At 71.1% G+C, this 24,863-nt stretch carries 18 protein-coding genes; 4 read left to right on the plus strand and 14 right to left on the minus strand.

What is annotated here, in order from left to right:
- Window positions 1-131: 131 nt before the first annotated feature.
- On the minus strand, window positions 132-2,255 hold the full coding sequence (locus tag J8403_RS12915; RefSeq protein WP_211123329.1) for a DNA gyrase/topoisomerase IV subunit B: 2,124 nt from the start codon (window positions 2,253-2,255) through the stop codon (window positions 132-134).
- A 441-nt stretch (window positions 2,256-2,696) separates the two neighbouring features.
- Between J8403_RS12915 and J8403_RS12920 the strand changes: the two genes are divergently transcribed.
- Window positions 2,697-2,927: a DUF7455 domain-containing protein gene (locus tag J8403_RS12920; protein ID WP_030842698.1), complete on the plus strand. Its 231-nt coding sequence runs from the start codon at window positions 2,697-2,699 to the stop codon at window positions 2,925-2,927.
- A 165-nt stretch (window positions 2,928-3,092) separates the two neighbouring features.
- Here the strand turns inward: J8403_RS12920 and J8403_RS12925 are convergent, their stop codons facing one another.
- The 6 genes from J8403_RS12925 to J8403_RS12950 form a co-directional block, all read right to left on the minus strand.
- Complete coding sequence (locus J8403_RS12925; protein ID WP_211123330.1) at window positions 3,093-3,923, minus strand: S1 family peptidase; 831 nt, start codon at window positions 3,921-3,923, stop codon at window positions 3,093-3,095.
- Window positions 3,924-4,096: 173 nt separating this feature from the next.
- Window positions 4,097-5,674, minus strand: a complete 1,578-nt coding sequence (locus J8403_RS12930; RefSeq protein WP_281427919.1) for an RNA polymerase sigma factor — start codon at window positions 5,672-5,674, stop codon at window positions 4,097-4,099.
- Window positions 5,675-6,135: 461 nt separating this feature from the next.
- Window positions 6,136-7,089: a FadR/GntR family transcriptional regulator gene (locus J8403_RS12935; RefSeq protein ID WP_281427920.1), complete on the minus strand. Its 954-nt coding sequence runs from the start codon at window positions 7,087-7,089 to the stop codon at window positions 6,136-6,138.
- Between the two features lie 182 nt (window positions 7,090-7,271).
- The gene (locus J8403_RS12940) at window positions 7,272-9,479 is read right to left on the minus strand and encodes an ATP-binding cassette domain-containing protein (RefSeq protein WP_211123333.1); all 2,208 of its coding nucleotides are present in this window, start codon (window positions 9,477-9,479) and stop codon (window positions 7,272-7,274) included.
- A gap of 130 nt (window positions 9,480-9,609) precedes the next feature.
- Entirely contained in the window at window positions 9,610-10,371 is a 762-nt protein-coding gene (locus J8403_RS12945) for an NUDIX hydrolase (protein WP_059141623.1), read from the minus strand.
- 255 nt (window positions 10,372-10,626) lie between these two features.
- Entirely contained in the window at window positions 10,627-12,189 is a 1,563-nt protein-coding gene (locus tag J8403_RS12950; RefSeq protein ID WP_211123334.1) for a DUF4192 domain-containing protein, read from the minus strand.
- A 110-nt stretch (window positions 12,190-12,299) separates the two neighbouring features.
- Between J8403_RS12950 and J8403_RS12955 the strand changes: the two genes are divergently transcribed.
- Both J8403_RS12955 and J8403_RS12960 read left to right on the plus strand, forming a co-directional pair.
- Window positions 12,300-14,465, plus strand: a complete 2,166-nt coding sequence (locus tag J8403_RS12955) for a RecQ family ATP-dependent DNA helicase (protein ID WP_211123335.1) — start codon at window positions 12,300-12,302, stop codon at window positions 14,463-14,465.
- Between the two features lie 228 nt (window positions 14,466-14,693).
- Window positions 14,694-15,311, plus strand: coding sequence for a hypothetical protein (locus J8403_RS12960; protein ID WP_211123336.1), 618 nt, complete (start codon window positions 14,694-14,696; stop codon window positions 15,309-15,311).
- A 154-nt stretch (window positions 15,312-15,465) separates the two neighbouring features.
- Here the strand turns inward: J8403_RS12960 and J8403_RS12965 are convergent, their stop codons facing one another.
- From J8403_RS12965 to abc-f, 5 genes are all read right to left on the minus strand, one after another.
- Window positions 15,466-16,125, minus strand: coding sequence for a hypothetical protein (locus tag J8403_RS12965; protein WP_211123337.1), 660 nt, complete (start codon window positions 16,123-16,125; stop codon window positions 15,466-15,468).
- 68 nt (window positions 16,126-16,193) lie between these two features.
- Window positions 16,194-16,895 (minus strand): ribonuclease HII, encoded by a 702-nt coding sequence (locus J8403_RS12970; RefSeq protein ID WP_211123338.1) that lies wholly within the window; start codon window positions 16,893-16,895, stop codon window positions 16,194-16,196.
- A 193-nt stretch (window positions 16,896-17,088) separates the two neighbouring features.
- Window positions 17,089-17,982, minus strand: coding sequence for an ADP-ribosylglycohydrolase family protein (locus J8403_RS12975; RefSeq protein ID WP_211123339.1), 894 nt, complete (start codon window positions 17,980-17,982; stop codon window positions 17,089-17,091).
- Between the two features lie 11 nt (window positions 17,983-17,993).
- Window positions 17,994-18,653, minus strand: a complete 660-nt coding sequence (locus tag J8403_RS12980) for a histidine phosphatase family protein (RefSeq protein ID WP_211123340.1) — start codon at window positions 18,651-18,653, stop codon at window positions 17,994-17,996.
- 9 nt (window positions 18,654-18,662) lie between these two features.
- Window positions 18,663-20,309 carry a ribosomal protection-like ABC-F family protein gene (abc-f, locus tag J8403_RS12985; protein ID WP_211123341.1) on the minus strand — a complete coding sequence of 549 codons (1,647 nt, stop codon included), beginning with the start codon at window positions 20,307-20,309 and terminating at the stop codon, window positions 18,663-18,665.
- Between the two features lie 120 nt (window positions 20,310-20,429).
- On the opposite strand from abc-f, the gene J8403_RS12990 reads away from it, so the two are divergent.
- Entirely contained in the window at window positions 20,430-21,056 is a 627-nt protein-coding gene (locus J8403_RS12990; RefSeq protein ID WP_246585826.1) for a TetR/AcrR family transcriptional regulator, read from the plus strand.
- A 75-nt stretch (window positions 21,057-21,131) separates the two neighbouring features.
- On the opposite strand, the gene J8403_RS12995 is transcribed toward J8403_RS12990, so the two are convergent.
- On the minus strand, window positions 21,132-21,740 hold the full coding sequence (locus tag J8403_RS12995) for a YdbC family protein (RefSeq protein WP_078644192.1): 609 nt from the start codon (window positions 21,738-21,740) through the stop codon (window positions 21,132-21,134).
- Between the two features lie 156 nt (window positions 21,741-21,896).
- Window positions 21,897-24,758 (minus strand): vitamin B12-dependent ribonucleotide reductase, encoded by a 2,862-nt coding sequence (locus J8403_RS13000; protein WP_211123343.1) that lies wholly within the window; start codon window positions 24,756-24,758, stop codon window positions 21,897-21,899.
- Window positions 24,759-24,863: the final 105 nt, after the last annotated feature.

Here is a 24,863-nt window from a genome sequence, read left to right on the forward strand (position 1 = left end):
GACGTTCACCCCATCAGGTGACTCAGGTGATGAACGACCCGGAATCGGCACTCCGGAAGGGGCGGGGGAACGCCGGCGGGGCCTCCCGGGTGGGAGACCCCGCCGAACCGGCCGTGGCGACGGGCCGGGCGTCAGACGTCGATGCGCGACCGGTCCAGGGTCGCCGCCGAGTTGGTGATGAACTCCTTACGGGGCGCGACCTCATTGCCCATGAGCAGGTCGAAGGCGCGCTCGGCGGCCTCCAGGTCGCTGATGTTGATGCGCCGCAGGGTGCGGTGGCGCGGGTCCATCGTGGTCTCCGCGAGCTGGTCGGCGTCCATCTCGCCGAGACCCTTGTAGCGCTGGATGCCGTCCTTGTAGCGGATCTCGCGGCGCTGGAGGTCCAGCAGCGTCTCCTGGAGCTCCTGGTCGGAGTAGGTGTAGACGTACTTGCTCTGCCCCCGCTTGGGGTTCACCAGCTCCACCCGGTGCAGCGGCGGCACCGCCGAGAAGACCCGTCCCTGCTCGACCATCGGCCGCATGTAGCGCTGGAAGAGGGTCAGCAGCAGACAGCGGATGTGCGCGCCGTCGACATCGGCGTCGGCGAGGAAGATCACCTTGCCGTAGCGCGCCTGGTCGATGTCGAAGGTCCGGCCCGATCCGGCCCCTATCACCTGGATGATCGCGCCGCACTCGGCGTTCTTGAGCATGTCCGAGATCGATGACTTCTGCACATTCAGGATCTTGCCGCGGATCGGCAGCAGCGCCTGGAACTCGGAGTTCCGGGCCAGCTTGGCCGTACCCAGCGCCGAGTCCCCCTCGACGATGAACAGCTCGCTGCGGCCCACATCGTCGCTGCGGCAGTCGGCCAGCTTCGCGGGCAGCGAAGAGGACTCCAGCGCGGTCTTACGGCGCTGCGCCTCCTTGTGCTGGCGGGCCGCGATGCGCGTACGGGCCGCGGCCACGACCTTCTCCAGGACGGCCCGGGCCTGCTGCTTGGCATCCCGCTTGGAGGAGGTCAGGAACTCCTTGAGCTCCTTGGAGACCACATTGGCCACGATCCGGGAGGCCGCCGAGGTGCCCAGCACCTCCTTGGTCTGGCCCTCGAACTGCGGCTCGGCCAGCCGGACGGTCACCACCGCCGTCAGGCCCTCCATGGCGTCGTCCTTGACGACGTCGTCCTCGGCGACGCGCAGCAGCTTGGAGGTGCGCAGGGCCTCGTTGACGGTCCTGGTGATCGCGCGCTCGAAGCCGGCGACATGGGTGCCGCCCTTGGGGGTCGCGATGATGTTGACGAACGACTTCACGGTCGTGTCGTATCCGGTGCCCCACCGCAGCGCGATGTCGACGCCCAGGTCGCGGGTGACCTCGGTCGGCGTCATATGGCCGCGGTCGTCGAGGACCGGCACGGTCTCCTTGAAGGTGCCCTGCCCGGACAGCCGCAGCACATCGCAGACGGCCTTGTCCTGGGCGAGGTACTCGCAGAACTCGCTGATCCCCCCGTCGTAGCGGAAGGTCTCCTCGACCGGCCCCTCCCGCCCCTCCAGGGCCCGCTCGTCCCGGACGACCAGGGTCAGCCCCGGCACCAGGAACGCGGTCTGCCGGGCGCGGGCGTGCAGCGCCTCCAGGGAGAGCTTGGCGTCCTTGAGGAAGATCTGGCGATCCGCCCAGTAGCGGATGCGGGTGCCGGTGCGGGTCTTGGGGACCCTCTTGCCCTTGAGGAGACCGCTGGACGGGTCGAACGGAGCGTCCGGCCCGGATTCGGTGAAGATCCCGGGGACGCCGCGGCGGAAGCTGATCGCGTGGGTCTTGGCGTCGCGGTCCACCTCCACGTCGAGACGGGCGGACAGCGCGTTCACCACGGAGGCGCCGACGCCGTGCAGACCGCCGGAGGCCGCGTACGAGCCGCCGCCGAACTTTCCGCCGGCGTGCAGCTTGGTCATCACGACCTCGACGCCGGACAGCCCCGTCTTGGGCTCGACGTCCACCGGGATCCCCCGGCCGTTGTCGCGCACCTCCACGGAGCCGTCGTCGTGGAGGATGACCTCGATGTGATCGCAGAAGCCGCCGAGGGCCTCGTCGACCGAGTTGTCGATGATCTCCCAGAGGCAGTGGCTGAGTCCACGGCTGTCGGTAGAGCCGATGTACATGCCAGGGCGCTTGCGCACTGCCTCGAGCCCCTCGAGGACGAGAAGGTGCCGCGCGGTGTAGTTGGAGCCGCCCCGGTCTGCTCCGGTCAGCAGCGCAGTGGACGGCACGGACGTGTCGGCGGTCACGCGGTTCGCTCCTCGCTGAATTTCTGGTTGGCCCAGCTGTGGGCACGATGGTGGCATGGTCGCCCGTCAGAGCGTACCGAGGCCTGATAGAGCCTTTGTGCCGCCACCCGTTGAAACGTCCATGCTAGTCGCACCGGCCACCGTTTCGCTCGTACGTTCGATATCTCGTGGCGGTGCCGCACACATCACGTTCCCTTTCAGGCATGAACCATTTAGGCTCCGGGCACGTCATCATTCACAACCGGCAACCCGGCCGGGAGGGTGAACCAGACAAACGACGCAATAGACCAAAGCTAGGCAATACGGCTCATTCGCCGCCAAACGTCACCATCCGGCCTACTCAGAAGCAATTTTTGGGAAAAAGCCACGAGCGGGAACGATTTCAGGCTGGTTGGATGTTGACCCTGGTACGACAGCTCGTCGAGCTAGAGAAGAGGCGACGTGACTACTGTTCTGACCCCCGCGAGCCCGTTGACGGCCGCTGACCGCTGCGACCGCTGCGGCGCCCAGGCGTACCTGCGCGTGGTGCTGATCAGCGGTGGTGAACTGCTCTTCTGTGCCCATCACGGGCGCAAGTTCGAGCCGGAACTCAAGAAGATCGCCGCGGAAATACAGGACGAGACCGAGCGGCTCACCGCAGCTCCGGCGTCCGCGTCCGACGACGAACGCTGACGCCTCACACCCACGACGACGAGCGACGCCGGCCCAGGGCCGGATTCGGGCGGTCTGCCCCCTGAGTGGGGCGGCCGCCCACGCTCGTTTCGTGGACCCGTCCACACCACCCCACGGGCCCTCCGGGGCTCCTTCCGGGATTCACCGCCATCCCGGCACTCCGCATCAGTCATGGGCGGCCACCAGATCGGCCACCGCCGAGATCCTCGTGTAGACGCCCGGCCGCCCCGCCACAGCGCATCCGCTGCCCCAGGACACCAGGCCCACCAGCCGCCCCCGGGCGACCAGCGGCCCTCCGCTGTCCCCCTGACAGGCGTCCCGGCCCCCGTTCGGCAGCCCCGCGCAGACCATGGACCGCGGATCGTAGTCCCCCTCCGCGTTGCCCGGATAGGCGCGCTCACAGACCGTGTCGGCCAGCACCTGCACCGACGCCGTGCGCAGCGCCGACGCATAGCTGCCATCGCCCTCCGTATCACCCCAGCCGTACACCGCGGCCTTTTCGCCCGGCCGGTACGCCTGGTCGCCGCTGCCCGCCATGGGGATCGTGTAGGCCGCCGGCACCGCGACCCCCAGGGTGAGCACCGCGATGTCTCCAGCCCTGTTGTCGCCCTCGTACGCCGGATTGACCCACACGCGCGCCGTCGGGTACTCCACCCCGTCGCTCTTCCGCAGGTCATTGCGGCCGATGATCACCCTGAGGTCCTTGACCTGCCGCCAGTCCATGCCGAGCACCCCACGGCTCAGACAGTGGGCCGCCGTGATGACCGTCGTGGGCCCCACCACCGCCCCGCCACAGAACTGGCCCGACCTCTTGTCCCCGAAGAGCGCACGGCTGGCCAGGGCCACCGTCCAGGGCGCCTCGACCGTACGGGCCGGATGCCCGCCGATCACGACACGGTCGGCCGTCGCCGGAGCGGGCGCGGTGAGCACCATCGCGAGCGCGGCGGCCAACGGCACCACCAGGACGACGAGGAGCGAGCGGAGCGACGTACGCATGCAGCCTCCTGACCATACGGAGCGTCTCGCACACTCAGGGTTACCCCCTGCGTCGCACATCGCATCCCGGATGGGCCAAGCGGGGAACATGGCGCCGGCACAGCGCGAAGGCCGGGCCCTCGAGGGCCCGGCCTTCGCGCTGTGCCGCTTCGGTTACGCGGCGGCGGTCCGCATCAGTCCAGGTAGTCGCGGAGGACCTGGGAGCGGGACGGGTGGCGCAGCTTCGACATCGTCTTGGACTCGATCTGACGGATGCGCTCACGCGTCACGCCGTAGACCTTGCCGATCTCGTCGAGGGTCTTCGGCTGGCCGTCGGTGAGGCCGAAGCGCATCGAGACCACGCCGGCCTCACGCTCGCTGAGCGTGTCGAGCACGGAGTGCAGCTGCTCCTGCAGCAGGGTGAAGCTGACCGCGTCGGCCGGGACGACCGCCTCGGAGTCCTCGATGAGGTCACCGAACTCGCTGTCGCCGTCCTCGCCCAGCGGGGTGTGCAGCGAGATCGGCTCACGGCCGTACTTCTGGACCTCGATGACCTTCTCGGGGGTCATGTCGAGCTCCTTGGCCAGCTCCTCCGGGGTGGGCTCACGGCCCAGGTCCTGGAGCATCTGGCGCTGGACGCGCGCCAGCTTGTTGATGACCTCGACCATGTGCACCGGGATACGGATGGTGCGGGCCTGGTCGGCCATGGCGCGGGTGATCGCCTGACGGATCCACCAGGTGGCATACGTGGAGAACTTGTAGCCCTTGGTGTAGTCGAACTTCTCGACGGCGCGGATCAGACCGAGGTTGCCCTCCTGGATGAGGTCCAGGAAGAGCATGCCGCGGCCCGTGTAGCGCTTGGCCAGGGAGACCACCAGACGGAGGTTGGCCTCCAGGAGGTGGTTCTTGGCGCGGCGGCCGTCCTCGGCGATGATCTCCAGCTCGCGCTTGAGCTTGGGGGCCAGCTTGTCCGAGTTGGCGAGCTTGTCCTCGGCGAACAGACCGGCCTCGATGCGCTTGGCGAGCTCGACCTCCTGCTCGGCGTTGAGCAGCGGGACCTTGCCGATCTGCTTGAGGTAGTCCTTGACCGGGTCGGCCGTGGCACCGGCCGCGGCGACCTGCTGCGCGGGGGCGTCGTCCTCGTCCTCGTCGGAGAGCACGAAGCCCGCGTTCTCGGGCTCGGCCTCGGCGCCCTCGGGACCGGGCTTGCCCGGCGCGGCTGCCTCTTCGATGACCTCGTCGGCCTCGAGAAGCTCGTCGGTGACATCCTTCTTGGCGGTGGTCTTCTTCGCGACCGTCTTCTTGGCGGCGGCGGTGGTCTTCTTGGCGACCGTCTTCTTGGCCGTGGCCTTCTTGGCGGCGGCCTTCTTCGCGGGGGCCATCGCGGCCTCATCGGCCGGGATGTCGCCGGCGTCCGCCGATGGAATCGCCGGGGCGGCGGGGGCCTTCTTGGCAGTGACCGTCTTGGCCGCGACAGTCTTGGTGGCGGTGCGCTTTGCCGGGCTCTTCGCTGCGACGCTCTTGCGGGTGCGCTTGGGCGCTTCTGCGGCACTGACCATCAGCGTCACACCCTCCTCGTCGAGGATCTGGTTGAGGCTGCGCAGTACGTTCTTCCACTGGGTTGGCGGAATCTGGTCAGCCTCGAAGGCCCGGCGCACATCGTCGCCTGCGATCTGCCCCTCAGCCTTTCCCCGCTCGATGAGCGCCATGACAGACTCCGACTCGGCGATCTCCGGCGGGAGCGTACGGGATGTGCTGGCCGACACGAACAACCTCTCGGAACGTTGGAAACGGCTTCCGGCTCAGTCCGGTGGGGACCGGAGCCGACGACCGCCGGCAGGGATGAACCGACGGCGCGGGCGGAGTGCGGAGGAGTACAGCGTTGCGAGCGACATCCGTATTCCCTCCGCGGCTGCCACCTCTTTAATCATCGCGCTACCCCAAAGAGCGTTACGCCCAATACTCGTGGCCCGAGTCACACCCCATAACGGTCTTAATGCCCATCCAACGGGACAGAAAACTCCCAGTCGTGCACCGATGGGAGTCGCACGGTGCCGATCGATCGGTCGCGCCGCGCCGCCGAACCCGCGGCGCGGGATCCGGCGACGCCCTCTCGTACGCCGTACGGCATCCATCGGGCCGGCACTCGCCGCCTACTGACACCGCCTTGCCGTACGTCGTACGCGGCACGCACCGGACGCCCGGGGTTCCGGGCACCGGACGCGCCGACGGATCAGTGCTCGCGCGGCGCGGGCACCCCGACCTCGGCGTGATCGAGATCCGGGTGGACGGTCAGCAGCTGGCGCATCGCCGCCTCGGACTCCGCGGCGTCGCCCTCGCCGATGGCCTCGACGATCCGGCGGTGGTGGGCGACCCCCGCCTCGGTGAGGCGGTCGCACCCGGAGACGGGCGCCCCGGAGACGTGGAGCGCGGCGGCGACGATGCCCGCCAGGTGCTCCAGCATCCGGTTGCCCCCGACCTGCAGCAGCAGCCCGTGGAACTCGGCGTCGGCGCGGGAGAAGGTGAGGGTGTCACCCTGTGTCAGCGCATGGGCCATGATCTCGACCATGTCGGCGAGCCGCTGCTGCACCTCCTCGCGGCCGTGCCCGGCGGCGAGCCGGGCGGCCAGCGGCTCGATGGTCCAGCGCAGCTCGCACAGCTCGCGGCGCTGGTCGTCCCGCTGTGGGCCGAAGGCGCGCCACTCGATGATGTCCGGATCGAGGAGATTCCAGTCGCTGACCGGGCGGACCCGGGTGCCCACATTGGGGCGGGCGCTGACCAGGCCCTTGGCCTCGAGGACGCGCAGCGATTCCCGTACGACGGTGCGGGAGACCTCGAAGCGCTGCCCGATCTCCTCGGGGACGAGCGGGCGGTCCGCACCCAGGTCGCCGGAGACGATCATCTGGCCCAGCTGCTGTACGAGTTGGCCGTGCAGCCCGCGGCCCCGGTTGCCGGCCGCGCGCCGGCCCACCCGGCCGATCTCTGCCTCGGCACCGTCCCAGGAGGAGGGGGCGCTGCCGCGGCCGGCGCCGGGGGCGTCGGCGTAGGAGTAGCGGTCAAGCTCGCCCGAACCGGCCAGGCCGGAGTCGGCGGGGCGAGCCGCGGTCATCGTGGTGTGCGCAAGGGTACTCACGCATCCTTTGTCGGCGACGCCTCGGAAGCCCTTGAGGTCTTTGGTGAAAAGCACACGAAAGGGTGATCGCCCATTACCTCATAATTGACGCTCAATCGGACAGAAAGAAGCATGCTGCGGGGAGTTGCGAGCAGTTCGCGCTATGGGTGTGCGAATCCACATCGGGCCTGATCCACTGGCTCCGCACGGGCCGGTCGACCGGGGGCCGGGCTCGGCCGCCCGGCCCGGGGTGGGCACTACTGGCGGGTGCTCCTGCCGCGCAGACCGGTGAGGGCGTAGGCGCACAGCAGAACGGCGACCGACAACATCAGCGCCTGTCCGACCGGTTGGGAGGCGAGGCGCAGCGCGACCGCCAGCCCTCGGTCGATCATGGACGGCGGCCGGTCCAGCGTCGCCGCGCGCAGCCGGTGCGGCAGCATGGCCAGCGTTCGCAGCGAAGGATCCTCCGCCGCGCGCTGGACGACCGGCACCGCGAGGATCGGCACGGCGAGCAGGGTGGCCAGCCCGAGGGCGGTGGACCGGAAGACTCCGGCGGCCAGCAGCCCGGCCCACGAGGAACCGATGGTCAGCCCGAAGACACCGACCACCAACTCCGGCCAGTCGCCCGGCAGCGGTACCGCGCTGCCGCCGACGAGCAGCAGGAGCGCCGCGCTGTCGAGCACGATGACGGCGAGCGACAGCAGGACGGCACCGGCCGCGCAGACCGCGAATTTGGCGGCCAGCAGCCCCAGCCGGCGGGGCACGGCGTCCCGGGTCGCGGCGAGTGCCGGAAAGCGGAACTCGTCTCCGAAGGCGAGGGCGCCCAGAAGACCGGCCGCGATGGCGACGGGAGGCAGCGGAAGGTCCGCGGGCCAGCCGGTGAGCCGGTGCAGTTCCCCGACGCCACCCGCGCGGGCGAGCAGCACGGAGGCGAGGAGGGAGGCGACGATGCCGGCGACGCCGATCAGCCAGCCGGTCCGTACGCCGGTGGTGCGGCGCAGCTCGTAGCGCATCGGCCAGGCGGGGCCGGGGAAGCGGAGCTTGGGGAGCAGGCGCAGCGGGGGCGCCTCGGGGTCGCGGGCGCGGGCGCCCGCGGAGGTGCCCGGGCCCAGATCCGCGGTCTCCTCGACCAGTCGGTGGACCACGATGCCGTGGCGGTAGGCGGTCTCCCCGACAGAGGCGGGAGACAGGCCGTAGACGGAGATGTGGGTGTCGTCGTCGCGCACTACGGAGAACGGGTCGGCGAGGGCGGCGACCGGCTCCTCCTGGGCCTCGACCCCGGTCACGGCCCCGGTCCGTGCGGCGGTCCGTGCGGCGGCCGCATCGGCGTCGGCAGCGGGGGCGGGGACAGAGGCGGCCTTCTTCCCCTTGTCCGACTTGCCCGCCTTGCCATCCGACTTGCCCGCCTTGTCGTCTGGCTTGGCCACCTTGTCGTCCGACCGGGCCGCCTTGTCGTCCGACCGGGCCATCCTGTCCTTGGCCGAGGCTTCCGCGGTGGTCTTTTTCGCCTCGGCCCCGACAGCGGCGCCCCGCGCGGTGGACTGGGCCTTCCTGACCTTGCGCCAGATCGCCCTCTTCCTGACCTTGGGCGCGACACCCTCACCCTTGGCGGCGTCACCCCCTTCGGCGACGTCGGACGGGGCGGCGTCGGCCTTTGTCACCTCGGCCTTGGCCGCGAGCTCGGCCGCGGCCCGGGCCTCCTCCTCCGCCTTGGCCTCGGCCAGCTGACGGGCGGCGTTGACCTCCTCCTCCAGGACGGCGGCGAGCCGGCCGACGAGCGGGGAGTGGACCACGACACGGGGGCGCAGCCGGGTCTGGGCGAACTCGTCCACCGGCTGATCGGCCACCAGCCGGCCCGACTCCAGGGTGAGCACCTGGTCCGCGACGCGAATGGCATCCTCGGCGTCCTCGGTGGCGATGAGGACGGCGCCGCCCTGAGCGGCGAATTGGCGCAGCAGCCCGTAGAGCCAGGCGGTCTCCCGGGCCGACAGGCCCCGTGCGGGCTCGTCGAGCACCAGGGTGTGCGGATCCCCGAGAAGAGCGATGGCGATTCCGAGACGACGCTCCGCCCCGGTCGACAGATCACCGAGACGCTCGTCCGCCAGATCGGTGAGGCCGACCACGTCGAGCACCACATCGGCGCGGGCGGCGGGCACCCCGGCCGCGGCACCGAGCATCCTCAGATGCCCCCGCACGGTGCGGCCTGGGTGTCCGGGGACGTCCTCGAGGAGAACGCCGATCTCATGAGCCGGGCGCCGGATGCGGTGCAGGGGGCGGCCCCGGAAGAAGGCGGAGCCATGACCCCGGTCGAGCTGCAGCAGAAGCCGCAGCGCGGTGGTCTTGCCCGCGCCGGGACCGCCGAGCAGTGCGGTGACCCGGCCCGCCGGGGCCTCGAAGGTGAGGTCGTCGACAACGGGCGGCTGGTTGCGGCGGGGGGTGCTGGTCAGTCCGGTGGCCTGGATCATGGCTTCTCCCGCGGGGCATGGAACCGCTCGATGGCACGTGGGGACTGGTGGCGTACCGGAGCACGTTAACCCGCTATGTCCTATTTCTTCGGTACATACCCCTCCCGTGGATTCGTCGTGTCCTGGCTCGTCACACCTCGGGACGGAGCATGGGCGGATTGAGCAGTGTCGCCCCTCCGGCCCGGAACAGCTGGGCGGGACGACCGCCCTGACGGGTCGTCGTACCGCCGGTGGGCACCAGGAATCCCGGGGTGCCGGTGACCTTGCGGTGGAAGTTGCGCGGGTCCAGGGCCACGCCCCACACCGCCTCGTACACCCGGCGCAGCTCGCCGACCGTGAACTCCTGCGGGCAGAAGGCGGTGGCCAGCGAGGAGTACTCGATCTTGGAGCGGGCCCGCTCGACCCCGTCAGCGAGGATGCGGGCATGGTCGAAGGCGAGCGGGGCGGCGAGATCACTGTCGCGGCCGAAGGCCCCGTCCTGGTCGAGCAGCGATTCGACCGGGGCCCAGCGCACGCTGTGCGCGTCACCTCCGGCCCGTGGCGCGGGCAGATCGGGCGCCAGCGCGAGGTGCGCCACGCTGACCACGCGCATCCGGGGGTCCCGCTTCGGATCGCCGTAGGTGGCGAGCTGCTCAAGGTGGGCGGCGTTCGGAGGGACCGGAAGCGTGGGGTCATGGGCGAGCAGCCCGGTCTCCTCGGCCAGCTCCCTGGCAGCGGCGGCGGCCAGATCCTCATCGGCCCGCACGAAACCACCGGGTAGCGCCCACCGCCCCTTGAAGGGCGCCTCCCCGCGTCGGACGGCCAGCGCACAGAGCGAATGCCGCCGCACGGTGAGCACGACCAGATCAACGGTGACGGCGAACGCCGGAAAGGCCGACGGGTCGTAGGGCATGACGCGATCATAGTCGTCTGCCTGACGATAATCAGGACCTTGAGCATGATCACCAATGTTCGGGAAATCGCTCTCTCAAGCGCTCGCCTGCACGAATCCCGCACCTCCTTCCGAACGTCTCCGGGCCGCTCCAATACCCCGGACCACCGCAGCCCCGGAGCGCCCACCGACCGTCCCCCGTCCACTTCCCGGCCTCCTTCCCAGGGCTCCCCTGTCGCCCCTGGCCCCGCCCCATGGCTCCCCCACCAGTCCGGGTCAGCGGCGGCTGCGCGTCCCCCGTCCACCGGTCCGGCGCCGAGCGCGCGGCCGCCCTTCCGGACGGCGCCGGCCACCCGGGGCAGCCGCCCCGGCCGGGCTACTCCTCCCATTCGGGCCCACCGTCCCGCCCGGCCATTCCGTTGCAGGCTGTCGCCCTCCCTCGACGTCCGCGTCCGCCACTTCCTCCGCCTCTGACGGCTCCTCCACTTCTGCCGGCCCCTCCATCTCCGCCCGCTCCTCGGCTTCCGCGCGGGTGGCTCGCTCGGCGAGCACAGCCGACTCGACCGGTCCGGCCGTCTCCACGGTTCCGACCGTCTCGGCCATTGCGGCCGGAGGCCCGGCCGTCTCCAACGACTCGCCGTCCGCCAGGTCGCCGAGCCTCTCCAACTCCGCGTGCACCGCCGCGTGCACAGCACGGTCGGCACGGTCGGCCCCGTCGGAGTCCTCCCGGCGCAGGCATTGGCGCAGCAGCTTCGCAGGGACTCCCTCATTGCACGCCTGGTGCAGCAGCCTGGCGAAGAGATAGTCGGGATCGACCCGCAGCGCACGGCCGAGCGCCACCCGTGCCGTGAGCTCATCACCCGCCGACCAGGCGACCCACCCCGCCAGAGTGAGCGGCGCCGCCGCATGCTCCCCGTACGAGCCGACGCAGCGACGGGCCAGCGCGCGCCACAGCCGCAGCGCCGCGTCGGCGTCCACTTCCTCCATCCATCCGGCCGCCCGGTCCCGGGTCCGCCGGTCCTGCAGCCCGATGATCACCGCGGCCGCCTCCTGATCGTCGAGCAGCCGGTCATCGTGGAGATCGGCCGTACACGCGTCGGCGGCCGACGGCGCGGCCTGGAACGTGTCCAGCATCCGGCCCACCAGCCCGAGGGTTTGCGCACACACCGTCGCGGACCCGGCACCGTCCAGAATCCTCGGCACGAGCTCGGCCCCGGCCGCGTCCAGCGCCCGCTCCTGCCCGTCGGCCCGGGGTGCGCCGAGCGGGGCGAGCCTGGCCTCCATCTCGCGCAGCGAGCCGCGCACCTGGACCCCCGCGAACGTCGCCGCCGCGGCCATGACCGAGGTGCCGGGCAGGGCGAGCGGAACGCCTTCCGGCGGGCAGCAGCGCCGGTCGGGACAGACATACGACCAGAACCGGCCGCCGGAGATGCACAGCGCCTCGAACACGGGCACCTCCAACCCGCCGCACGCGGTGCGCAGCCGCTGGGCGAGGGGCCGCAGCCGCTCCATCGCCTCCTCCCCCGACTCACCCTCGGCCGGCTCCTGGCACAGGAACAGAACGACCCCGTCCGGCCGCCCGCCACGCCGCTCGCTGCCGCTGATCAGGCATTCGGCGAGCTGGTCGCAGACTTCGGGCCACTCCTCCGGGATCCGGGGAATGCCGAGCCTCAGCCTGCCGCCGAACCGGCCGCGGGAGCCGTGCAGCGCGATCATCACGATGCTGTCGTCCGGCTGAAAGCCCAGGACATAGGGCAGGGCATCGGCGAGCTCGGCCGGGCTGCGGAGGGTGACCTGCTCTTCGCCGGGCAGGCCGGCCGCTTCGTTGTGTCGAGTCATGGCCCGACGGTCCCTCAGCCCCGTCGACCCCGCCACCCCTGTGGATAACGTTATCCACAGGCTGCGGGGACCATTGGCGCGATGTCGGCGGGATCGGGTTGCATGGGGGCATGAGCGACGAAGATCTGCGTACCTCGGCCGACCGCGTCCTGGCCCGTCTCGTCGGGGACACCACCGGCTCCGCCCGGCTCCGGGAGGATCAATGGCGGGCGATCGAGGCGCTGGTCGCCGAGCGCCGCCGGGCGCTGGTCGTCCAGCGCACCGGCTGGGGCAAGTCGGCGGTGTATTTCGTCGCCACCGCGCTGCTGCGCGAGCGCGGCAGCGGTCCGACCGTGATCGTCTCCCCGCTGCTCGCGCTGATGCGCAACCAGGTCGACGCCGCCGCGCGCGCCGGGATCCACGCCCGCACCATCAATTCCGCCAACACCGAGGAGTGGGACACCATCCAGGCGGAGGTGGCCGCGGGCGGGGTGGATGTGCTGCTGGTGAGCCCCGAGCGGCTCAACAACCCCGACTTCCGCGATCAGGTGCTGCCACAGCTGGCCGCCACCGCCGGCCTGCTGGTCGTCGACGAGGCACACTGCATCTCCGACTGGGGCCATGACTTCCGGCCCGACTACCGCAGGCTGCGCACCATGCTCGCCGATCTGCCCCAGGGCGTGCCCGTGCTCGCCACGACCGCGACGGCGAACGCACGGGTCACGGCCGATGTGGCCGAGCAGTTGGGCACCGGCGAAGGGGCCACGCGGGCGCTGGTGCTGCGCGGGCCGCTGGACCGGGAGAGCCTGCGGCTGGGCGTGCTGCCGCTGCCGGACGCCGCGCATCGGCTCGCCTGGCTCGCCGAGCACCTCGATGAGCTGCCGGGCTCGGGAATCATCTACACCCTCACCGTCGCCGCGGCCGAGGAGGTGACCGCGTTCCTGCGGCAGCGCGGCCACACCGTCGCCTCCTACACCGGCAAGACGGAGAACGCGGATCGTCAGCAGGCCGAGGAGGACCTGCTGGCCAACCGGGTCAAGGCGCTGGTCGCCACCTCCGCGCTGGGCATGGGCTTCGACAAGCCGGACCTCGGCTTCGTGGTGCATCTCGGTTCGCCGTCCTCCCCCATCGCCTACTACCAGCAGGTCGGGCGCGCCGGGCGCGGTGTGGAGCACGCCGAGGTACTGCTCCTGCCCGGCCGCGAGGACGAGGCGATCTGGCGGTATTTCGCCTCCCTCGCCTTCCCGCCCGAGGAGCAGGTGCGCCGCACCCTCGAGGTGCTGGCGGCGTCGGACCGGCCGGTGTCCCTGCCCGCGCTCGAGCCTCAGGTCGAGCTGCGGCGGTCGCGTCTGGAGATCATGCTCAAGGTGCTCGATGTGGACGGCGCGGTGCGGCGGGTGCGCGGCGGCTGGACCGCGACCGGGCAGCCGTGGGCGTATGACGCGGAGCGGTACGCGTGGGTGGCGCGCCAGCGGGAGGCCGAGCAGCAGGCCATGCGGGAGTACGCCTCGACGGCCGACTGCCGGATGGAGTTCCTGCGGCGGCAGCTGGACGATGAGAAGGCGGCGCCCTGTGGCCGCTGTGACAACTGCGCGGGGGCCCGGTTCACCACCGCGGTGTCCGACGCCTCGCTGGACGCGGCGCGCGGCGAGCTGGGGCGGCCCGGTGTCGAGGTGGAGCCGCGCCGTATGTGGCCGACCGGGCTGCCCGCGGTGGGTGTCGACCTCAAGGGCCGCATTCCGGCGGATGAGCAGGCCGCCCCGGGCCGGGCCCTGGGCCGTCTCTCCGACATCGGCTGGGGAAACCGGCTGCGGCCGCTGCTGGCCCCGCAGAGCCCGGACACCCCGGTGCCCGACGATGTGGCCGGTGCGGTGGTGACGGTGCTCGCCGACTGGGCCAAGGGTCCCGGCGGCTGGGCCTCGGGCGCGCCGGACGCCGCGGACCGCCCGGTGGGCGTGGTCACGGTCGCCTCGCGCACCCGTCCGCAGCTGATCGGGACACTCGGCGAGCGGATCGCCACCGTCGGCCGATTGCCCCTTCTCGGGAGCATCGCCTACCAGGACGGCGAATTCGACACCCGGGTGCCGCGCACCAACAGCGCCCAGCGGCTGCGAGCGCTGCACGGGGCGCTGACCGTGCCTCCGCAGCTGGCGGCGGCCCTTGCCGAGGCGAGTGGGCCGGTGCTCCTGGTAGACGACATGGCGGACACCGGCTGGACCTTGGCCGTCGCCTCCCGGCTGCTCCGCCGGGCCGGAGCATCCGGAGTGTTTCCGCTGGTCCTGGCCGTGCAGGGGTAGGGGCGGCCGGTGCCGCGGCGGGGCGTGAACGGGTCAGGAATATAGAACGCACATCCAGGTAAAACGGTCAGTGGGACCAACTGCTCATTGCCGCACGCGGGCGCGACCGCAAGAATTGTTCGCAGCTCCCCCGCCCCCGGTCCGTCCGTGGTCCGACGGGCCTGTGTCGTGGCCCGCGCCCGTGCCCGACCCTTCGCACGGACCGTGGGCGCAGACGAAGGGAGGACCGTGACCTTCGGCTTCGCTCCGCCACCGTCCGCCGATTCCGCTTCCCGGGTCGGCCGGATGCTCCAGCCCGCCGAGTGGGCGGCAGCGGGGATCCCGCTGCTGCGCAATCCACGCGAGGTGGTCACCGGACTGCACAGCCGCCATCTGCCGACGCCCTCGACCGCCGTCGTCGCGGTCCTCGATCCGGACGAACGGCTCACGGCGAGCGCCTCGTTCGTGCGCCGCGCCGCCGCCGTCGACGGCTGGGACTTCCGGAACGCGCTGCTGGCGCAGTTGCGCCGGGTGATCCCACACGATCTGCGGCGCCGCACACCGATCCGCACCGCCGTGCTGCTCTACTGCCGCGAGGGCGAGAGCCGGTGGACGGACGAGGACGGCGCCTGGATGTGGGGGTTGCGCGACGCCTGCACCTTGCACGGCCTGCGCTGCGGCGCGTACATCACGCTGACCCGCGACGGATGGCGGGTCCTCGGCGAAGGGCGGGGCGGCCGTCGGCCGCACTCCGCTTCGCTGCCCGTCGAGTTGGACGTGGCCGTCGAGGGCGACAGCGACCCGAAGCCGCTGCCGCGACCCCACCTCGGAGCGCGCACGGCGCTGAGCCACTCCGCCGCCGTCTGACCGGTCGCGGGGGTGCGCGTCCGACCGGTCGCCGGACGCCCGCACCCGACCGGTCACGGAGCGCCCGTGGCCGTCGCCGTCCGTCCGGACGCCGGACAGCTCCGCCACGGAGGACAGAGCATGCCGGACACCGGGCGTTCGGGGACGTGCGACCTCAGGCGCCCGGACCGATGAGGGCGTTGATGCGCTTCGGGTCGCCGCAGACGATCAGCAGCGTCCCGGCACGGCCCATCGCCTCGGGCAGCGCGCGGGCCACGGCGTCGTTCGCACCGCCGTTGACGGCGACGACCACGACCGGGCGGCCCTTGGCGCGATCGGCATCCGCACCGGCGTAGAAGACATCGTCTCCGGCGTCGTGCTGCGCCCAGTACGACGCCTCGCCGAAGGACAACTCATGCGCCGCCCACGGATGCTGCTCCCCGGTGGTCAGCACCAGGATGTCGCCGGGGGCCCGGCCGGAATCCAGCAGCAGGTCGACCGCCTCGTCCGCCGCGTCCAGCGCGCCGTCCACCGTGGCGGGGATCAGCTGGAGCTGGGGACCGGCCTTCGTGGCGGCAGGGGCGACCTTGGCAGCCGAAGCCGCCGGGGCGGTCGGCACGGGCTTCGTCGCATCACTCGTGGTGCGCTGCGACTGAGCCGACGAGGTCCCGGCGGAGCCACGGTTGGGACCGGGGCTTCCGGGCCGCCGCGGCGCGGGCCGGGGGCCGGGACCAGGGACAGGACGAGGGGTCGGCGCGGTGCGGCCTGCGGCCGGTGTCGCGCGGGGACCCGGGACACTCTCGTGAATCTGAGGCTCCTCGGGGATGAGAGGCATGGGCTGATGTCTATCAAACGTCGGTGCGAGTCGCATCGGCGGGTGGCGGTTTTGACCGCTTGGTCTGCTCAGAAGTCGAAGCCGAGTTGGCCTTCGTCCTCCAGCCCGACCGGTTCGGGGGTGCTGCGGACCCGCTTCAGGTGCCGCCAGCGGGGCAGCCCGTCCATATAGGCCCAGGACAGCCGGTGGTGGGGCGTGGGCCCCAGTTCCCGCAGGGCTGCGCGGTGCACGGGGGACGGATATCCGGCGTTGTCCTCGAAGCAGAAGTCCAGGTGTTCGGCTCCCAGTTCGGCCATCATCGCATCCCGGCGCACCTTGGCGATCACCGAGGCGGCGGCGACGGACACACAGGACTGATCGCCCTTGATGACCGTACGGACCGTCCAGGGAGCGCCGAGGTAGTCGAATTTCCCGTCCAGGATCACCGCGTCCGGCCGGACCGGCAGCGCGTCCAGCGCACGCGTGGCGGCGAGCCGGAGGGCGGCCGTCATCCCCAGGCCGTCGATCTCCTCGGGAGAGGAGTGGCCCAGGGCGTGTGCGGTGACCCACGAGTGCAGCTCCTGGGCCAGGGTCGTGCGCTTCTTGGGGCTCAGCAGTTTGGAGTCGGTGAGCCCGGTCGGCGGACGGCGCAGACCGGTGACCGCCGCGCAGACCGTCACCGGACCGGCCCATGCCCCGCGCCCGACCTCGTCGATGCCGACGACGATCTTGGCTCCCGTCGTGGCGCGAAGCGAGCGCTCGACACTGTGGGTGGGCGGTTCATATGCCATGGCGAGGACAACCTTACGCCGCTCTTACCTGCGTTCGGAACCCGGATCCTCGGCAGCGGTCCCCGGCTCCTCCGGGCTGCTCCTTCCCTGGTGAACCGGGTGGCCGATTCCGCTCAACACAGCGTGGCGCAGGGCCGGTTCGCCCGTGGGGCAAACCGGGCGACGCGCCGCATCCTGCCCGCGCCGGGAGGGGTCAGTCGGCCGGCGCCGGGCACCACTCCGGCAGCGCCTCGGTGCGGTCCTGCCAGTCGGCGGGCGGCGCACCGGCGGGCTCGGCCGCGACCACTCCTCCGACGATGGCGCAGGTGGTGTCCACGTCCCCGCCGGCCGAGGCCGTCCGCCAGAACGCCTCCTCGAAGGAGCCCAGGTGGCGGGCGGCCGCCCACAGGGCGAACGGCACGGTGTCATGGGCGCTGGTGCGCCGGCCGCAGCCGAGCACCGCGGCGACGGTCCCGGCGTCCGCGTAGTCGAGCATGTCGCGGGCGCGGCGCAACCCCGCCTGGACCGCGCTGCGCGGCACCACCTCGACCACCTGGTCCAGCAGCTCCTCCGGCCCGCCGTGGCCCGCCGGATCCGCCACCAGCGCGGCGGCCGCGGCCACCGCCATGGCTCCCGCCACGGCCTCGCGGTGCTGATGTGTGGTGTACGCGGAGATCTCCGCCTGATGCGTCGCCTGCTCCACGTCGCCCGCGTACCAGGCGCCGAGCGGGGCGATCCGCATGGCGGCGCCGTTGCCCCACGACCCCTGTCCCTGGAACAGCCCGGCGGCCAGGTCGCGCCAGTCGCCGCCCTCCCTGATCAGGCGGAGCATCCGGTTCACAGCGGGGCCGTAGCCCCGGTCGAAATCATGGTGGTCGGCGAAGGACCGGGCGAGATGGTCCTGGTCGATCCGGCCGTGGGTCACCAGGACGGCCAGGATCGAACAGGCCATCTCGGTGTCGTCGGTCCACTGCCAGGGGGCCGGCGGCAGCTCGCGGCGCTTGAGGAACGGATAGTTGGCGGGGACGAAGAACTGGGAACCGAGGGCATCGCCCACGGCCAGCCCGCGCAGACTCCGAAGAGCCCGATGGAAACGGTCAGCGGTCATCGCTGCGCACTCTAACCGGTGCGGCCGTAGGGCTTGGGGGTGCACCAGCGCTCGAAGGGCCGGTCCAGGTGGTAGCGCCCGTCGGAGCCGAGCAGCAGGGTCCGTGATTCGCCGTTGCCGGGGTTCGACAGCGACTCGAATTCGGCGACGTTCCAGTGCAGCCACCGCATGCAGAACAGCCTCATCGTCAGTCCATGGGTCACCAGCAGGACGTTCGGCGGATGTGCCGGGTCCTCGAAGCTGCGCCACAGGCTGTCCAGGAACGCGTCCACCCGGTCATAGACATCGGCGCCCGACTCACCCTGCGCGAACCGGTAGAAGAAGTGTCCGTAGGCGTCGCGGTACGCCATCTGTTTCCGCACGTCCTCCCGGTCCTGCCAGTTTCCCCAGTCCTGCTCCCGCAGCCGCGGCTCCTCCCTGACCCGGGTGAGCGAGGCGTCGAGATCGAGCAGCCTCAGGGTCTGGTGGGTGCGGCGGTACGGCGACACATAGATCGACACGCGCTCGTCGCCGAAAGCGGCGCGCAGCCGCTCGCCCGCCTCCGTCGCCTGCCGGCGCCCGGTTTCGGTCAGCTTCAGGGCGTGGTCGGGCACCCTTTCGTACACCGAGTCATCAACATTCCCCTCTGATTCTCCGTGCCGCAGGAGGACGATGCGCCGGGGTCGTGCCATGGCGCCACCCTAGATCGAGGCCGCGGCCGGTGCCGCATCCCCCTCCTGGGCCATGAGCCGGCCTCCACGTATTTCGCACCGGCGCCCGGTGAAGCGGCTGCGCAGCAGCCGGTCGTGCGACACCACCACCAGCCCCCCGGTCCACTGGGCCAGCGCCTCCTCCAGCTCCTCCACCAGGCCGAGGGCGAGATGGTTGGTCGGCTCGTCGAGCAGCAACAGATCGGCGGGGCGGGCCAGCAGCCGGGCGAGCGCCAGCCGGCGGCGCTGGCCCGCGGAGAGCGACCCCACCGGGACGTGGAGATCGCCCGTGCGGAACAGTCCGTACGACAGGAGAAGGGCGCCCTGCTCCTCCGGTGTCCCCGGCAGCCCCCGGCCGAAGGCCGACAGCAGCCGCTCCCGGGGCCTGGCGACCGATATCTCCTGGGCGAGATAGCCGATCCTGCCCCGGCGGGCCGCCCGGCCCGTATCCGGCTCCTCCCGTCCCGCCATGACCCGCAGCAGTGTGGATTTGCCCGCGCCGTTGGCACCGTGGACGAGCAGTCTCTCCCCGGCCGCGACAGTGAGCCGGTCGACCGCCAGCCGCTCCCCCACGCGGACGTCGTGGAGGTCGATGAGCACACCGTCTGCCGTACCCGCGGTGGGGAGCGCCGAGAACCGCAGCGGCTCCGGCGGGCGCGGCACCGGGTCCTCCTGGAGCCTGCGCAGTCTCTCCCTCGCGTTGCGCACCCTGCTGGACACCGAGGACTGCACACGCCCCCGGTCCCGGTCGTAGGCCAGCTTGTTGCCGTCCTTCATGCCGCGGCCCGGGGCGACCCGCCGTGCGACGGTCGTGGCGGCCTCCGTCAGCGCGGCCGTCTCCGCGCACCACTCCTCGTACGCCTGCTCCCAGCGGCGGCGCGCCGCGGTCTGCTCGGCGACGAATCCGGCGTACCCCCCGCCGTACCGCACCAGGGTGCGCCGGTCGGCGTCCACCTCGACGATCGCGGTCGCCACCCGCTCCAGGAAGACCCGGTCGTGGGAGACCGCGAGAACGGTGCCCGAATGCCCCCGCAGCGCCTCCTCCAGCCAGCTGAGCGCGGCACCGTCGAGGTGGTTCGTCGGCTCGTCCAGCAACATCACCTCGGGAGCGGCGGCGATCAGGCAGGCGAGCCCCAGCCGGGCCTGCTCGCCGCCCGACAGGCTGCCGAGCCGCCGCTCGTACCCGGTGCCGCCGAGCCCCAGACCATGCAGGGCCTTCTCCACCCGGGCATCCGCCTCATAGCCGCCGCGGGCCTCGAAGGCGGTCAGCAGATTCCCGTATGCGGCGAGCGCGCCGGGGGCGCCGCCACCGAGATCCGCCTCCAGCTCGCGCAGCCCGCGCTCCATGGCGCGCACCTCGGCGAGTGCGGCGTCCACCGCGTCGCGCACCGTGTGGTCCGGGGGCAGCTCGGGCGTCTGGCCGAGGTGACCGATGCCGCCGTCGGCCACCGTCACCACCGCGCCGTCGTCCGGCGACTCGCTCCCGGCCAGCAGCCGCAGGAGGGTGGACTTGCCCGCTCCGTTCTCCCCCACGACGCCGACCCGCTCCCCGGGCCGGACCGCGAAGGACACATCGTCGAGCAGCAGCCGGTCACCCCGGGACAGCGCGACGCCGCGGAGTGAGATCTGCGTGGACACAGGGGCGCACCTCCAAGCACGCGAGCACGTGGACCTTCGGACCGCACGCTCCAAATACAACTACAGTTGCGTTACCCTCACCATGACACAGGAAACCCGCTAACACAACTGGAGTTGCACTTGTCCGCAGAGAGCGCCGACCCGACACCGGGCACCGTCCGCCCCGGCGGACGCACCGCGCGCACCCGCTCGGCGGTACGCGACGCCGTGCTCACCGGCCTCGCCGAGCACGGCTATCCCGGCCTGACCGTGGAGTACGTGGCCGAGCGCTCCGGTGTCCACAAGACGACCGTCTACCGGCGCTGGGGCAGCGTCGAGGGGCTCGTGGCGGACGCGCTCGACCTCGCGGGCGAGGACGCCTGGACACCACCCGACACCGGAAGCCTGGAGGGCGATCTGCGCGCCCTCGCCCGCGAGGTGACCGAGACCTTCGGCAGCGCGCCGGCCGCCGCCGCGCCGACCGCCTTCATCGCGGCCGCGTTCCAGTCCGAGCGCGCGGCCGAGGCGCTGCGCGACTTCTACACCGAGCGCTTCGCCCGCTGCGAATCCGTGGTGCGGCGGGCCGTCGACCGCGGCGAGGCCCCGTCCGGCACCGACGCCGCCGCGGTCGTCCGCGCCGTCTCCGCGCCCCTGTTCTTCCGGGCGCTCATCACCCGTGAGCCCATCGACACGCCACTCGCCGACCAGACGGCGGCCGCCGTCGCCGCCGCGGTCAGAGCCGGGGCGTACTCCCCTGCCCGCCGGTGATCAGGGCCGCCTCCTGAGCACAGGACGGCCCCATGAGCGCAGGGCTGCTCCTAACGGACCCTCCCTCGAGCGGCATCACACCACCGTCCAGGCTGACTCCACCCGTACGACATCCCCGGCGATCGCCGCCACATCCGCTTCCGTCTGCGCGCGCAGGCCGAGCCGCTCGACCCGCTCCACCCGGTACTTCCCGTGCTCCGCCGCCGAATCCCACATCGACAGCACCAGGAACTCGTTCCCCGGCGCCTCGCCGAAGACCCCGCGCAGCATCCCGGGCGACCCGGCCATGGCCGGATTCCACACCTTCTCCTGCACCAGCGTGAAGTGATCCACCCGGTCGGGGCGCACCCGGCAGTGCGCGACGCGCACCACGTCCGCGTCGGAGAACCGCGGCTCGAAGCCGACCTTCACATCGAATCGGTGCTCGAACAGCCGGACTTGCATGTCTCGGTACGTGCCCGACTGCGCGGCCGCCAGCCGGTCGTGCGAACGCGCCATGAAGGAGTCGTAGAACGCCCGGCTCTCCCAGAACGCGAAGACATGCGCCACATCCGGACGCCCCCGGCTCCAGCCACCGCCCTGCCCCCGGAATCCCGGTTCGCCGGGCAACCCCGCCCACTTCCGCTGCCCCCGCTCGAAACCCGGGCGGTCCACCACGGTGCAGCGAATCCACTTGACCAGCACCGCGCCATCCTACGGCCGTGCGGTGGCCCCCATCACATACCGGAGAGTCCGCCCCCGGTTCGGCATCGCACCATACGAGGCCCGGAGACGACGGCGGCGGGGCGCGAGCCCGAAGGCCCGCGCCCCGCCGCGGATGTCATCCGTAAGGAGCTGCGATCAGCTGCAGCCGCTCGTCGAACCGCAGCCCTCGCACAGGTAGCAGCTGCCCGCGCGGCGCATCTTGGTGCCGCAGGAGAAGCAGAGCGGCGCGTCCGCGTTCATCCCCAGCTGGATCTCGACCAGTTCGGTCGAGCTGTGGGCCTCCCTCGCCGGCTCGGACGTGGTCCGCGGCTGGGACGTGCTGCTCTTCGGGGCCTCCACATGGCGTGGCGCCGACTGGGCCAGGCCCTCGACGTCCATCTCGTCGTCGCTGGGCTCGTAGGACCCCGTCTCCAGGTGCCGCTGACGCTCCTCGGCGGAGTGGATGCCGAGCGCCGAGCGGGTCTCGAAGGGCAGGAAGTCCAGCGCCAGCCGACGGAAGATGTAGTCGACGATCGACTGCGCCATCCGCAGGTCCGGGTCGTCCGTCATACCGGCCGGCTCGAAGCGCATGTTGGTGAACTTCGAGACGTAGGTCTCCAGCGGCACGCCATACTGCAGACCGACCGACACGGCGATCGAGAAGGCGTCCATCATGCCCGCCAGGGTCGAGCCCTGCTTGGACATCTTCAGGAAGACCTCACCGAGACCGTCGTCCGGGTACGAATTGGCGGTCATGTAGCCCTCGGCGCCGCCCACCGTGAAGGAGGTTGTGATGCCGGGACGGCCCTTGGGGAGCCGCTTGCGGACCGGGCGGTACTCGACGACCTTCTCGACCTCGGGCTCGACCTGGGCCTTCTCCTCCTTCTTCTTGGCGGAGAGCGGCTGGCCGACCTTGCAGTTGTCGCGGTAGATCGCCAGGGCCTTGATGCCGAGCTTCCAGCCCTCGAAGTAGATCTCCTCGATCTCCTCGACGGTGGCCGACTCCGGCATGTTGACCGTCTTGGAGATCGCGCCGGACAGGAACGGCTGGGCGGCCGCCATCATCCGCACATGGCCCATCGGCGAGATGGAGCGCTCGCCCATCGCGCAGTCGAAGACCTCGTAGTGCTCGGGCTTGAGCCCCGGCGCGTCGATGACGTTGCCGTGGTCGGCGATGTGGGCGACGATCGCCTCGACCTGCTCCTCCTGGTAGCCGAGCCGCTTGAGCGCCTTGGGGACCGTGTTGTTCACGATCTGCATGGAGCCGCCGCCGACCAGCTTCTTGAACTTGACCAGGGCCAGGTCCGGTTCGACGCCCGTGGTGTCGCAGTCCATCATCAGGCCGATGGTGCCGGTCGGCGCGAGCACCGACGCCTGGGCGTTGCGGAAGCCGCTCTTCTCGCCGAGGCGCAGCACGTCCTGCCATGCCTCGGTGGCCGCGGCCCAGACCGGGGTGTCCAGGTCGTCCATGCGCTGGGCGATGGCGTTGGCGTCCGAGTGCTGCTTCATGACGCGCTTGTGGGCGTCCGCGTTACGGGCGTAGCCGTCGTACGGGCCGACCACGGCGGCGAGCTCGGCGGAGCGCTTGTACGAGGTGCCGGTCATCAGGGACGTGATGGCTCCGGCCAGGGCCCGGCCGCCGTCGCTGTCGTAGGCGTGGCCGGTGGCCATCAGCAGGGCGCCGAGGTTGGCGTAGCCGATGCCCAGCTGGCGGAAGGCGCGGGTGGTCTCGCCGATCTTCTCGGTCGGGAAGTCCGCGAAGCAGATGGAGATGTCCATCGCGGTGATGACCAGCTCGACGACCTTGGCGAAGCGCTCGGCGTCGAAGCGCTGGTTGCCCGCGTCGTCGTCCTGGAGGAACTTCATCAGGTTGAGCGAGGCAAGGTTGCACGAGGAGTTGTCCAGGTGCATGTACTCGCTGCACGGGTTGGAGGCGGTGATCCGGCCCGATTCCGGCGAGGTGTGCCAGTGGTTGATGGTGTCGTCGTACTGGATGCCCGGGTCGGCGCAGGCCCAGGCAGCCTCGGCCATCTTGCGGAAGAGGGACTTGGCGTCGACCTCTTCGATGGGCTCACCGGTCAGCCGGCTGCGCAGCCCGAACGAGGAGCCGGACTCCACCGCCTTCATGAACGTGTCGTTCACGCGGACGGAGTTGTTGGCGTTCTGGTACTGGACGGACGTGATGTCGTCCCCGCCCAGGTCCATGTCGAAGCCCGCGTCGCGCAGGGCGCGGATCTTCTCCTCCTCCTTGACCTTGGTCTCGATGAACGCCTCGACATCCGGGTGATCGACGTCGAGCACGACCATCTTGGCGGCCCGGCGGGTGGCGCCGCCCGACTTGATCGTTCCGGCGGAGGCGTCGGCTCCGCGCATGAAGGAGACGGGGCCGGAGGCGTTGCCGCCCGAGGAGAGGAGCTCCTTGGAGGAGCGGATGCGGGAGAGGTTCAGGCCGGCTCCGGAGCCGCCCTTGAAGATCATCCCCTCTTCCTTGTACCAGTCCAGAATCGACTCCATGGAGTCGTCCACGGAGAGGATGAAGCAGGCGCTGACCTGCTGCGGCTGCTTGGTGCCGACGTTGAACCAGACAGGCGAGTTGAAGCTGAAGACCTGGTGCAGCAGCGCGTAGGTGAGCTCGTGGTCGAAGATCTCGGCGTCCGCGGGCGAGGCGAAGTAGCCGTTGTCCTCACCGGACTTGCGGTAGGTGCGCACCACGCGGTCGATGAGCTGCTTGAGGCTCGCCTCCCGCTCCGGGGAACCCACCGCACCACGGAAGTACTTGCTCGTGACGATGTTGACCGCGTTCACCGACCAGAAGTCGGGGAACTCCACGCCGCGCTGCTCGAAGTTGACCGAACCGTCGCGCCAGTTGGTCATGACGACGTCACGACGCTCCCAGACCACCTCGTCGTACGGATGCACGCCGGGGGTGGTGTGGATGCGCTCGATGCGCAGACCCTTGTTCGCCTTGCTTCCCTTGGAGCGGGAGCCTCGTGCCGGGCCGCTCGTCGTCTCTGTCATTCCGCCTCCCTGGTACGGGCGAAAACGCCCTGATGTGCCTATTTCTTCCCCAGGCACGTATCTGTCTTTCACCCGGATGCGGCAAGCGCCCCGGGTAGGTGTGTG

The sequence above is a fragment of the Streptomyces yatensis genome (genome assembly GCF_018069625.1).
In the GTDB taxonomy this organism is placed as follows: domain Bacteria; phylum Actinomycetota; class Actinomycetes; order Streptomycetales; family Streptomycetaceae; genus Streptomyces; species Streptomyces yatensis.

Excerpts from the sequence above, each read along its gene's own strand:
- J8403_RS13000 (WP_211123343.1), bottom strand. The coding sequence starts at position 24,758 with ATGACAGAGACGACGAGCGGCCCGGCACGAGGCTCCCGCTCCAAGGGA.
- J8403_RS12955 (WP_211123335.1), top strand. The coding sequence starts at position 12,300 with ATGAGCGACGAAGATCTGCGTACCTCGGCCGACCGCGTCCTGGCCCGT.
- J8403_RS12940 (WP_211123333.1), bottom strand. The coding sequence starts at position 9,479 with ATGATCCAGGCCACCGGACTGACCAGCACCCCCCGCCGCAACCAGCCG.
- J8403_RS12945 (WP_059141623.1), bottom strand. The coding sequence starts at position 10,371 with ATGCCCTACGACCCGTCGGCCTTTCCGGCGTTCGCCGTCACCGTTGAT.
- J8403_RS12965 (WP_211123337.1), bottom strand. The coding sequence starts at position 16,125 with ATGCCTCTCATCCCCGAGGAGCCTCAGATTCACGAGAGTGTCCCGGGT.
- J8403_RS12925 (WP_211123330.1), bottom strand. The coding sequence starts at position 3,923 with ATGCGTACGTCGCTCCGCTCGCTCCTCGTCGTCCTGGTGGTGCCGTTG.
- J8403_RS12980 (WP_211123340.1), bottom strand. The coding sequence starts at position 18,653 with ATGGCACGACCCCGGCGCATCGTCCTCCTGCGGCACGGAGAATCAGAG.
- J8403_RS12970 (WP_211123338.1), bottom strand. The coding sequence starts at position 16,895 with ATGGCATATGAACCGCCCACCCACAGTGTCGAGCGCTCGCTTCGCGCC.
- J8403_RS12975 (WP_211123339.1), bottom strand. The coding sequence starts at position 17,982 with ATGACCGCTGACCGTTTCCATCGGGCTCTTCGGAGTCTGCGCGGGCTG.
- J8403_RS12950 (WP_211123334.1), bottom strand. The coding sequence starts at position 12,189 with ATGACTCGACACAACGAAGCGGCCGGCCTGCCCGGCGAAGAGCAGGTC.